Source organism: Salsuginibacillus kocurii DSM 18087, from assembly GCF_000377705.1.
Lineage (GTDB): Bacteria > Bacillota > Bacilli > Bacillales > Marinococcaceae > Salsuginibacillus > Salsuginibacillus kocurii.
This window is the reverse complement of the sequence record NZ_KB898644.1, coordinates 1-10,209: the sequence shown is the minus strand read 5'-3', so window position 1 is coordinate 10,209 and position 10,209 is coordinate 1. Positions and strand designations below refer to the sequence as shown.

Annotated in this window: 16 protein-coding genes and 1 pseudogene; 8 read left to right on the top strand and 9 right to left on the bottom strand. The window is 35.6% G+C overall.

Features of this window, described 5'->3' with window-relative positions; genetic code table 11:
* Nucleotides 1–79 precede the first annotated feature (79 nt).
* From D469_RS0119260 to istB, 4 genes are all read left to right on the top strand, one after another.
* Nucleotides 80–313 carry a hypothetical protein gene (locus tag D469_RS0119260; protein ID WP_018925015.1) on the top strand — a complete coding sequence of 78 codons (234 nt, stop codon included), beginning with the start codon at nucleotides 80–82 and terminating at the stop codon, nucleotides 311–313.
* Between the two features lie 541 nt (nucleotides 314–854).
* Entirely contained in the window at nucleotides 855–1,403 is a 549-nt protein-coding gene (locus D469_RS22245; protein WP_026286324.1) for an IS21 family transposase, read from the top strand.
* 22 nt (nucleotides 1,404–1,425) lie between these two features.
* Nucleotides 1,426–1,797 carry a hypothetical protein gene (locus D469_RS22240; protein WP_156817043.1) on the top strand — a complete coding sequence of 124 codons (372 nt, stop codon included), beginning with the start codon at nucleotides 1,426–1,428 and terminating at the stop codon, nucleotides 1,795–1,797.
* 211 nt (nucleotides 1,798–2,008) lie between these two features.
* Nucleotides 2,009–2,755, top strand: coding sequence for an IS21-like element helper ATPase IstB (gene istB, locus D469_RS0119245; RefSeq protein ID WP_018925014.1), 747 nt, complete (start codon nucleotides 2,009–2,011; stop codon nucleotides 2,753–2,755).
* A gap of 323 nt (nucleotides 2,756–3,078) precedes the next feature.
* On the opposite strand, the gene D469_RS0119240 is transcribed toward istB, so the two are convergent.
* From D469_RS0119240 to D469_RS0119210, 8 genes are all read right to left on the bottom strand, one after another.
* A complete protein-coding gene (locus D469_RS0119240; protein WP_018925013.1) occupies nucleotides 3,079–3,579 on the bottom strand; it encodes a DUF4352 domain-containing protein in 501 nt (166 codons plus the stop codon).
* Nucleotides 3,580–3,640: 61 nt separating this feature from the next.
* The gene (locus D469_RS0119235) at nucleotides 3,641–4,378 is read right to left on the bottom strand and encodes a hypothetical protein (RefSeq protein ID WP_018925012.1); all 738 of its coding nucleotides are present in this window, start codon (nucleotides 4,376–4,378) and stop codon (nucleotides 3,641–3,643) included.
* A 21-nt stretch (nucleotides 4,379–4,399) separates the two neighbouring features.
* A complete protein-coding gene (locus D469_RS0119230) occupies nucleotides 4,400–4,903 on the bottom strand; it encodes a hypothetical protein (protein ID WP_018925011.1) in 504 nt (167 codons plus the stop codon).
* 487 nt (nucleotides 4,904–5,390) lie between these two features.
* Nucleotides 5,391–5,534: an XkdX family protein gene (locus D469_RS21875; RefSeq protein ID WP_018925010.1), complete on the bottom strand. Its 144-nt coding sequence runs from the start codon at nucleotides 5,532–5,534 to the stop codon at nucleotides 5,391–5,393.
* A gap of 45 nt (nucleotides 5,535–5,579) precedes the next feature.
* Nucleotides 5,580–5,756: a hypothetical protein gene (locus D469_RS22235; protein ID WP_018925009.1), complete on the bottom strand. Its 177-nt coding sequence runs from the start codon at nucleotides 5,754–5,756 to the stop codon at nucleotides 5,580–5,582.
* Between the two features lie 17 nt (nucleotides 5,757–5,773).
* The gene (locus D469_RS0119215) at nucleotides 5,774–6,289 is read right to left on the bottom strand and encodes a right-handed parallel beta-helix repeat-containing protein (RefSeq protein ID WP_083910875.1); all 516 of its coding nucleotides are present in this window, start codon (nucleotides 6,287–6,289) and stop codon (nucleotides 5,774–5,776) included.
* Nucleotides 6,286–6,615, bottom strand: a complete 330-nt coding sequence (locus tag D469_RS22820) for a right-handed parallel beta-helix repeat-containing protein (protein WP_169577124.1) — start codon at nucleotides 6,613–6,615, stop codon at nucleotides 6,286–6,288. Before D469_RS22820 ends, D469_RS0119215 begins: the two co-directional genes overlap by 4 nt.
* 28 nt (nucleotides 6,616–6,643) lie before the next feature.
* Entirely contained in the window at nucleotides 6,644–7,021 is a 378-nt protein-coding gene (locus D469_RS0119210; RefSeq protein ID WP_018925007.1) for a hypothetical protein, read from the bottom strand.
* Nucleotides 7,022–7,606: 585 nt separating this feature from the next.
* Here D469_RS0119210 and D469_RS0119205 point away from each other — a divergent pair.
* From D469_RS0119205 to D469_RS0119190, 4 genes are all read left to right on the top strand, one after another.
* Nucleotides 7,607–7,816: a hypothetical protein gene (locus D469_RS0119205; protein ID WP_018925006.1), complete on the top strand. Its 210-nt coding sequence runs from the start codon at nucleotides 7,607–7,609 to the stop codon at nucleotides 7,814–7,816.
* A gap of 106 nt (nucleotides 7,817–7,922) precedes the next feature.
* A complete protein-coding gene (locus D469_RS21870) occupies nucleotides 7,923–8,471 on the top strand; it encodes an ATP-binding protein (RefSeq protein ID WP_083910874.1) in 549 nt (182 codons plus the stop codon).
* A gap of 20 nt (nucleotides 8,472–8,491) precedes the next feature.
* Nucleotides 8,492–9,547 (top strand): hypothetical protein, encoded by a 1,056-nt coding sequence (locus D469_RS0119195; protein ID WP_018925004.1) that lies wholly within the window; start codon nucleotides 8,492–8,494, stop codon nucleotides 9,545–9,547.
* Nucleotides 9,525–9,932 (top strand): ASCH domain-containing protein, encoded by a 408-nt coding sequence (locus D469_RS0119190; RefSeq protein WP_018925003.1) that lies wholly within the window; start codon nucleotides 9,525–9,527, stop codon nucleotides 9,930–9,932. Before D469_RS0119195 ends, D469_RS0119190 begins: the two co-directional genes overlap by 23 nt.
* Before the next feature lie 61 nt (nucleotides 9,933–9,993).
* Here D469_RS0119190 and D469_RS20850 read toward each other — a convergent pair.
* A pseudogene (locus D469_RS20850) lies at nucleotides 9,994–10,209 on the bottom strand (sigma factor); the annotation flags it as partial.

The window sequence follows — 10,209 nt, the reverse complement described above, 5'->3', positions numbered from 1 at the left end:
AAGAAAATAAGTATAAGCTTTTTTAGAGCATAACTCGTTCTGCGTTAAGTTCTAAGCGTATAAGAAAGGATGGGATGCAATGAACCCGTTTTCGAGAAACATTGAAGTATTTATTGATCATGACGGAACACTGGGAGGAGATGACTTCGAGCTTTTACCAGGAGACTTTTGGTTTTATCCAGGCATTAAAAATTCTATAAAGCGATTAAAACAACAAAGAGGGGTTGAACGAATACACAACGATAAATATGTGAATGTGCAAAAGTTTCACTTGAATATGCCAGCTGAGGATTATAACAAGACCGTCTCTTAGATGCTAGAACGCCTCAATTCGAACAGATAAAATGCCAGGCCAGACAGCATGTCATTCCCCTCTTTTTTTATACTGCGATATATGGAAAAGAAATAGGCTCCCTGTAACTGCTAGATTAAAGTTAACACATTCTGCTTGATAGAATTGAACACTTTTCGTTACTACTTCCTTTTGATCATGTACACTTAATGGAAATATTGAGTGGAGATCAGGGGGCTACGAAAAATGTGGCCTCTCAAGAAACACGGTATATGCTTATTTAGAGAAACCATTTGATGAAACGGTCGAATGGGTGGAAACACTGAAAACAAGGTCAAAAAAGTTAGATCCGTATCTACCTTATATATTGGATTGGTTAAGGGAACATCCTGATTTATCAGCTTCTCAAATTTCAGACTGGCTGGAAGAGAACATTCCTTTAGTAGCGCTGGGGACAGCACGATACGAACGTATGTGAAAGATTGCGAGAAATCCACCATATCCCCAAGACGTTAACATACTGTCATTCGAGGCGTTGGAAGAATCCCCTAAGGGGAAACAAATGCAGGTAGACTTTGGAGAACAGAAGGTGAAATCATCACAGAGGAAGACGATAAAGCTTTATGTGATTGCCTTCGTCTTAACAAACTCGCGTTATAAATACGCTGAATGGCAGGACCGGCCGTTTACTACAAAAGATGTGATACGAACACACGAAAATGCCTTTCAGTATTTTGGAGGCTGTCCAGAGGAGATGGTGTATGATCAAGACAAGTTAATGGTTGTCAGCGAAAATGCAGGAGATATTGTATATACCAAAGCGTTTCAAACGTACAAAACGGAAAGAGGATTTCACGTATATCTGTGCAGAAAATCTGACCCCCAGTCGAAAGGAAAGGTAGAGAATGTCGTGAAATTTATAAAACAAAACTTTGGAAAGAACCGAACCTTTCATCAGTTGGATACTTGGAACGAACAATGCCTAGCCTGGCTAAAACGAAAAGGGAATGCTCAAGTTCACAACACCACAAAAGAGACCGATCGACGTGTTTGCCCTGGAAAAGCCACACTTATGACCAGTCTCTACTCCACTCTCTTTCGAGAGTCATGATGCTCATAGTATATCAAGAAAGGTGCACAAGGACAATATTACTAAGTTTCAATCCAATCGCTATACGGTACCATTAGGTACATATAAGCCGTACGGCGAAAATGTCGTCTCTATTGAAGTGAAAGGAGATCAGTTGATGATTTTGCCTCCCTCCGGGGGCGATCCCATTGCTATTCATCCGTTAGCAAAGGGGAAAGGCCATTTGATCAAAAATACCCACCATTCTCGTGATCGTTCGCATCATAAAATAAAAGATTATATGGAAGTTGTTCGAAATGCTTTTGAGGATGAGGAAAAGATCAATATGTATCTAAGTCAGCTCCAACACTATTATCCACGGTACATACGAGAGCAGCTGCAGGTTCTTCAACGAAGTATAGAAGCTTACCCGTGATTAATCAAGCACTAGATACGTGTCTCAAAGAGAAATAATGGAGTGCAAATAATTTTCAAGACGTGGCTAAGCATTTATCGGTCGTCCCTTCACACCATCAAGCATCTCCCGAAGCTCTTCCTTTATCTGAGGAGGTTCCAGTGGAGCTGAGCCATGAAAAAGCAGCTCTAAGACAGTTAGATGACTATCTGGAGATTTTGTGAGGTGCAAAATGAGTTTCTCTGTCGAATCCTTACAACAACAGCTTCATACGTTTCGAATGGCCGAAACAGCCAAAGAACTGCCTTTCTTTCTTCGAAAGGCAGAGAGCCAGGCTTGGACCTATCAGGACCTGTTACATGCATTATTCTGTTATGAAGAAAAACGGCGAGAAGAAAAAATGATTGAGAAACATTTAAAGTGGGCGAGATTCCCTTATGAAAAGAAACTCGAAGAGTTTAAATTGGAAGAACAGCCTTCACTAAGCCATAGACAGCTTAAACAGTTGCAGGAGCTGTCTTGGCTGGAACAGACCTTTAATCTCATTTTTTCAGGCCCTCCAGGAGTTGGGAAAACCCATTTAGCCATTGGCTTGGGGATAGAAGCTATTTCTCAAGGACAACGGGTCTCCTTCGTGTCTATGGGCGAGCTGATTTCCTTATTAAAGACGGAAGAATATGTTCGTAAATCGCAGCTGCAACTAAAGCGAACTCGTGAAACAGATCTCGTTATTATTGATGACTTGATGTATATGGCAATGGATCAGCACGAAGCTAATCTCTTTTTCCATTTAATCAACCATTTGTATGAACGAAGTTCTATTATCCTCACCTCCAATAAAGGTCCAGAAGAGTGGGGAGAACTATTAGGCGATCAAGGAATTACCACAGCCATCCTTGATCGCATCCTCCATCGTTCGGAGGTCGTTCATTTTAACGGGTTACTTCATTTGTTAAATTATCAACGTTTCGTGACATAGTACGGACCTCGTCAAAAATTTGATTTAAACTAACGATAGCTGTGACTCCTGCCTGTTCATCCACTGTTAGCCCCTTTCCTTAGAATGTAAAAAGAGCCCTCAATGAGAGCTCTTACTGAACCAGATATCGTTTGTACTGACCTTTTTAAAACGCAAAATTAATTGATACTTTGGAAGTTTATTCATAATAATATTTCCAAAATTTTCACTTACCAATTACATCTAGAGTAGAGTGGTCACGAGTAAACTAATTTAGCGTGAGGCTCTGCATGTTTGATTTCAAACCCAATGCCTTGCATATTAGAAGAAATAAAAAAATTTTCTTATTCTCTTTCAACATCTTCCTTTGAAAATCTCATTACTTCACCATAAAAATTTAAGTGATAAGGATCTCTTTCTTTACTAATTACTAATGGGATTTCTAATGTCATTTCTTCATTAGGTTCAAGATCTTCTTCTCTAATTTCTACTATATTGGGAGTAATATCTTCTTCCTCATCAATAATATATGGATCACTAATACTATTATTGGTTTCGGGGTCAACTAAAGATATATCATCATAAAAATCTATATCCATAAACATGGTCTCAGATCCCGTATTTTCAACTTCTACAACGATATTAACCATAATATTCCCTTCCTGAACATCAAAACTTTCTTGTTCATTTGTTATCTCGGTAATACTTTGGACTTCAACTTCATAATTGTCACCTTCATGATCAATTATTAATTCACCATCCGTACTTACTTCACCTGTTGTACAAGCAACTAAAAACATAAGTAAAAATAGAAAAATTACATTTTTAATAGAAAGCAACCCCATTGAAAAACTTCTTATACAATTTTACCAAAATAAGAGGAGGTAAAAAACCTCCTCTTATTACTTAAAATGATGATTTAAAATCATCTATTTCTTCTTCATATTCAGTAATATAATCATTAACAATTTCATTTTTTATTTCTTCCCATTCATTAATTCGTTCTTTCATTTGGTCTATTTCTTCGTCAACATCATCAGCGTTTTCTGAACTACTTGTTGTTTCAATAGTCTGTAATTCTTCTCTCACATTTTCTTCAATTATTACATGTTCAGAATTGGAAGGTAAAAACTCGTTCCAATATTCTTCTTCTGTTATTTCAAGTCCTTCCATAATTTCTTTCAAATTTTCATATGTTTCTTCCTGTCCCCTAACTTCTTTCCCACTCTCACTTTCACCTTGAGTAACTGTCAATTTTATTCTTTCTACATAATCTTCAATTTCTTCCTCTGTTGGCAAAACATCTAATTCTTCAGCTTTTTTATTAAGAGCATTTTCCTGAATTTGATGATCTAATGCTGTTTCATCTAGATCATCACCGCTATGAGTTCCATCTCCCCTTAAACTCAAAACCTCTTTTAAATATTTATGATAATCTTTGCTAAGCTGTTCTGATGGTTCTGTATCAATCATGATAGAAGTCTCTTCTTCTTTTGAATCTAAGTACTCTTTTTGTGCCTCTCCCACTTGTTTTTCAGTACTGTCATCACTATGAGCAATATTCTCATCACTTTCATTTCCAAGGAATATAATAGGTAAACCAACCAATCCTGCTATCGCAAAGCTAATGACATATTTTTTCATATTTAACCTCCTTAAAGTAGTTTATTCATAATTAAAAGTTGAGGATTCACTAATGTTACTATCAAAAAACTGTAAGTATATAGCGTGACCATGGTCCGTAACAAGACCAGATCTTGAATCAGAATTATAATATAGATCAGGGTAGGTCTCTCTTTCATACAGTACATCTAAATGAACAATACCATTTGTATAATCTTGAAAGTCATTAGTAGTGATATTAGCGCGGGATTCCCCATGAGTCGTTACTTCTGTAGTTTGAGAGGCAGATTGAACACCGCCCTCCCCTGCACCATCAAATCCTAATCTAGAAAAGATATAGTCTATTGTCACTCCCCCGCTGTCATCCAAAGTATAATGTTCAGCATAGGAATACATAACATCAAATTCACGCGGGGCATTAGTAGCGTCCACTAAAATAGTAGTGTAATCTGCGGAATCGTTCATCGTATCAGCATCTGACTGCTCCATAAAAACTAAATTAAAACCTACAAATAAGGTTGGTAACAACACGAATAACTTTTTCATAATCATAATCCTCCCTAATAAATTTAAATTTACTTTTGTTTGCCCTCCTTTCCATATGTTTACATTATCAATTTTAGACAAAAAAATGCAATTATTCTCAGAAACTACTAGAAAGGCACAAAATCTTTCCTAACGTACTTATCTAAACTTATTCGAAATTACTAAAAAAATATAAGAATACTTATTAGAAATTCATAATTTCGATTCTGACGGTCCCAAAGGCTTTGACATGAAATGGGAATATCTCCCCCGAACCTATAAGAATTAAATTAGGGCATGCTACAGATTTGTTGGAATTCTACAGCAAATATCTTACTCAACGTTTTGAATGTGTCTTTTGGATAATTTTATCACTTGATTTTTTATATGACCGAAAAGAAAACATCGTTCGGCTTGCTTGTGGGAAGTGACTATCTAGCAAAGATATACTTCTGATTGCGCAAACCACGATGCATATCATCACGATTAAATACCGATTGCATAGAACCTAATCGGCGTTATACTCTTCACCTATGATTTTTTCATATTCTTCTTCCGTCAAGACTTCCAACTGTACACATCTCTCAATTTGGTCTTTGCGTGCACGATTGCGTTCATAGCGATCTTTCCACTTTTCAAAGTTTGTCTGCATTAACCTTCAATCTCCTTTCTCAACTCAACAATATCTAAGTCTTTATCAGAGTCTAGAAATGTATTCTTCTTCATCTTCTTCCCTTCGTTCGTTCACGGTTTCGACTAGCGAGTATTTAGCTTGCTCGATGTTATCCTTGGTTTCTGCTTTATCTTCAAAAGAACCATATTTCACTTTGTATTTAGGGAAGACAGCTTTCCCGTTTTTTATGAAAACGTCCAATTGTAAAATCTCCCTTCTTAATCTACATTGTTCACCATCACAGTGTTGGTGCCACTGTCTTCATATCCTAAATCATTCAGCTGATTTCCCATTACTAGGGTGTCATACGCTGAACTGGCATTAATGTTTATGGCGGCTTCAACGCTTCCTCCAATGATTTGGTTGTTAACAATAGTATTATTCCTAGCATATGCAGCACTACTAGAGCTGTATAACGCTATACCATATCTATCATTACTGGAACCTGCCGCATTAGCTCCGTATATAATATTGTTGCTAACGATATTATTATTTATTTCTGGGTCGTCGTTATTATCCCAAGTAAGTCTAATGCCATGACTCCCGCTTCTATATATAACCTTCCCGTCTACTATGCCATTTTTAACACTCCACAAGACAATGCCGTCCCCAGCTGCACTATTACCTTCAGCAAAGATTACATTACCTTGTATCAGAATGTTTGCTAGCTCTTCTGTTAGACTTTCAATGGATATAGCTCTTCGGTTAACGTCATCAAATGTGTTATTCGTTATTTAAGGTTGTGCAGGTCAACATCGCCGTCGTGGTCTATTCTTATACCATTTCTTACAGCTTTAAAATGACAATTGTTTATCTTACAATTTTTAAGCGCAGGATCAGAGGTTATAAATATACTAGCACGCAGGTTGTTAGTAACTTCATCGGCGTGTTCAATGTGACATGAATCTATTAAAATGTTAGTGTGTGCTGTATCCGAATCACCTCTTAGGTATATACACTGACCTCCCCTAGAATAAAGAGAGCAACCGTACACAAAAACATTTTTAGAGTTTTCTATTAACATACACGCATTTGACGAATTATTAACATCTCTCCCCACAATGTGAATATTTTTTATCTTGATATTCTCACAGTCTATAACTTGCTGTTCTATTACCTCCGCTGTCTACCGATATTATTTTACTTGAGTACCCTTGCCCTTCAAGTGTAATGTTTTCCTTATCAACTATTTCGATTCCTTCACTGTCATTTATGTTAAACACACCCTCAGACAGTAGAACCCTACCGCCTACTTCTGGCAATGATTCAATAGCTTCTAAAATTGTAACCTCATCAGATGAGCCGCTACATACAAAATCAGCACCATTTTTCATGTCATCAGAAGCATCATCAGCCGCTACGACTAAAGTTGCCGCTTTTTGAGAAACCACGTTACCTAATTCACTTTCAGGTACATTTCCATCACTTAAAGTAGCATGTCCTGAGTGTGGCTTACTTTCTGCCACATGCGCAGCAGTTTCTTCTTTTGCTTCTTCTGCTTTTTTATGAGCCTGCTTTATTCATTTTTCCATGTTATTCAATTTTTCGGGTTCTATTTCGGATCCCCAATCCCATTCCGTTTTCTCATAACTCATGATTTAGCCCTCTTTCTATCTTAATGGTAAAAGTAAAACGATGGTATTGATTGTTTGGTATATCTAGATCTGCTTCTGTACGTTATAACCTCGCCATTTTCCTGTTGCAATTCCACAGAGGAAATGTGATCAATGCCCTCATTGCTTTCGGTTGTTAATGTTAATTCATTATCATTTATAGAGAGATTGGATATTTCCACTTCCACATCATCATTTAAAAAAACCTTGTGGAGGCGCTCCTCAAGGTCCTGTGTTGCTTGATTCAAATATTCTTCTGTTATCACACTTAGCATTGTGAAGGTATATTTAGATCATACTTTTTAGTCTGCTTGGGTTAACTACCTGAGTTGCCCTGGCATCTTGAATTCGGCGCCTTCGTTCTTCATAGGAATCCCAACAGAACCAATTGGAAAGAGGAGCATTAGAAATTGCTAAGGTGGAAAAGCAAGCCAAAAGATGGCCGCATACTTGCTCCTCCCTTATCGATTTTTACAAGACGTCTATGTATCTTCCTCTGCCAATCCAGTGCTGATTTCAGAAATTGCGGATGAGTTTCTTGTTTCTGAAGCTATGGCTCATCGTCGGCTTGAATTAGCGTTTGGTCATCATGTGGATGCGATTGTAGCCACGGATAAATTTATGGGTACGATTGAGTATCTTGAGTGATAATTAGGTATATCATTGTAACTTTATACAGACTTATGTCATGTAGTGTTTTGACTTTTTTTGTCGAAGACGACCCTCAAAATGAATATTATGATATTTTAATTATATTAAACATTCGTATAGGAGGGATTATATTATATTTTTAGGCGGTGTTCATGGGGTTGGGAAATCAACTCTTTGTAATGATTTAACTGAAAAATTAAACATCAATCACTACATAGCTAGTGAACTAATTAAGCAAGAAAAAGAAATAAATTATGGTGATTCTAAACAGGTTAAAGATCCTAATCAAAATCAAAAAATATTAGTCAAAAAGATAGAGCAATTAAAGTCTTTTGAATCTTTGTTTATATTAGATGGTCATTTCTGTGTTTTAGATAAAAATGAGAACCCATTAGAACTCCCTATAGATACTTATAAAGTATTAAAGCCTAAAGCTATTTTAGTTTTATATGATGATCCAGAGATAATACTAAGTAATTTAGTTAAAAGAGATAAACACAAGTTTGAGCTTTCAACTTTACAAAACCTACAAACAAAAGAGCTAGAACATGCTTTATCAGTTTCAAGATATCTAAACATCCCTTATGAAAATTTCAAAAGCTCAGAAAAAGAAATTGAAGAAATATGCAATTTTATTAATTCATTAAAATGACATTAGAAAGGAAGGTAAAAATGGAACCATATTTACAACAAAAGAGTTTTTCTGAAATTGATTCTGACAACTCATTTTTTGACAGCCTCAAAAACGATTATGAAGAATTCAATCAATGGTTTGAAAAAAAAGCTCGGCAGCAAGAGAGCGCTTACGTTTTAGAAACACCTGAAAATATTGAGGGTTTTCTTTATCTCAAACAGGAAAGTGATAGTATAACTGATGTCACACCTAATCTAAATGCAAAAAAACGAATAAAGATAGGAACTATGAAGATAAATCCTCACGGAACGAAGCTTGGTGAACGTTTTATAAAAAAGGCATTAGATTATGCTGTATATTATCAAGCAGAGGAACTTTATGTAACTGTGTTTTCTAAACACGGGACACTTGTAGAACTATTTAACAAGTATGGATTTATTAAAAAAGCCACGAAACAAACTGATAACGGGGAAGAACTAGTATTAATCAAAAATTTGAGCGAAATTTTTGATGATACACTATTAGATTACCCTTTAATTAACAAGAATAAAGGTAACAAATTTCTCTTAGGTATATATCCCGATTTTCATACTCGACTATATCCAGATTCGATTCTTAATAATGAAACCTCAGATATTATTGAAGATGTATCACATACTAATAGTATTCACAAAGTTTATGTTTGTTTCATGGCCGGAGTTACCGAAGTTAAAAAAAACGACCTTTTAGTCATATACAGAACTAATGATCATAAAGGACCTGCATATTATCGTGCAGTGGCTACTTCTATCTGCACCGTGGAAAAGATTCTTACTAAAGCTGATTTCATGAATGAAGATGACTTCGTTGAAAAATGTAAAAAATATAGTGTCTTCACAGAAAAAGAATTACGTTATTCTTATAATAAAGATAATGTATTTGTAATTAAAATGGTTTATAATGCAGCCCTTAATAAAAGACTCAACAGAAAAGCATTATTAGAAGAAGTGGGGTTAAATAAAAACGATTATTTTGGTATACTTAAACTGTCAGAACAACAGTTCGATAACATAGTACATATGGGTGGTGTCAATGAAGGTATTATTATCAATTAAACCAGAGTTCGTTGAAGAAATATTTAAGGGTAATAAGAAGTATGAATTTAGAAAGTCTATTTTCAAAAACGAGGTTTCTTCTGTTATGGTATACTCTACAAAGCCTGAGGGAAAAATTGTAGGTGAATTTGCAATTGATCAAGTTCTATATGAAGACAAAGATAATTTATGGAATTTAACTAACTCATATTCAGGAATTTCAAAGTCTTTTTTTAATACGTACTTCAGTAATAAGGATAAGGGTTATGCAATAAAAATTGGAGACATCCAATTATATGAAAAGCCGATTGATCCAATGAAATTGAAAACCCCCCTTAAACCACCTCAATCATTTCGCTATATTAATGAAGATTTTTTTGAGAATAATAATTTGCAACTTTTATAATCAAAATTAAATAATGGCATAATTATTACTACCTTTATTATCTTTAGAAGCAGCCTATGACTAGCTGCTTCTTTTTTAGGTACAGCTCCCCTACCGTCATAAGAATCTCATTTTCTACACAACGTGCTGCATACGTGGCAAGCTTTGTACCTTTATTTGGCGAATAACTTTCAATTCCTTTAATTAAACCAATCGTACCGATTGAAATGAGATCCTCGGTTTCTTCTTTTGTATTTTCAAATTTCTTAACGATATGGGCCACTAGTCGCAAGTTATG

Bases quoted from the DNA above. Each gene is read 5' to 3' on its own strand.
- D469_RS0119260 (WP_018925015.1), top strand. From the start codon at position 80: ATGAACCCGTTTTCGAGAAACATTGAAGTATTTATTGATCATGACGGA.
- D469_RS22245 (WP_026286324.1), top strand. From the start codon at position 855: ATGCAGGTAGACTTTGGAGAACAGAAGGTGAAATCATCACAGAGGAAG.
- istB (WP_018925014.1), top strand. From the start codon at position 2,009: ATGAGTTTCTCTGTCGAATCCTTACAACAACAGCTTCATACGTTTCGA.
- D469_RS0119240 (WP_018925013.1), bottom strand. From the start codon at position 3,579: ATGGGGTTGCTTTCTATTAAAAATGTAATTTTTCTATTTTTACTTATG.
- D469_RS0119235 (WP_018925012.1), bottom strand. From the start codon at position 4,378: ATGAAAAAATATGTCATTAGCTTTGCGATAGCAGGATTGGTTGGTTTA.
- D469_RS0119230 (WP_018925011.1), bottom strand. From the start codon at position 4,903: ATGAAAAAGTTATTCGTGTTGTTACCAACCTTATTTGTAGGTTTTAAT.
- D469_RS21875 (WP_018925010.1), bottom strand. From the start codon at position 5,534: ATGCAGACAAACTTTGAAAAGTGGAAAGATCGCTATGAACGCAATCGT.
- D469_RS0119205 (WP_018925006.1), top strand. From the start codon at position 7,607: ATGGCCGCATACTTGCTCCTCCCTTATCGATTTTTACAAGACGTCTAT.
- D469_RS0119195 (WP_018925004.1), top strand. From the start codon at position 8,492: ATGGAACCATATTTACAACAAAAGAGTTTTTCTGAAATTGATTCTGAC.
- D469_RS0119190 (WP_018925003.1), top strand. From the start codon at position 9,525: ATGAAGGTATTATTATCAATTAAACCAGAGTTCGTTGAAGAAATATTT.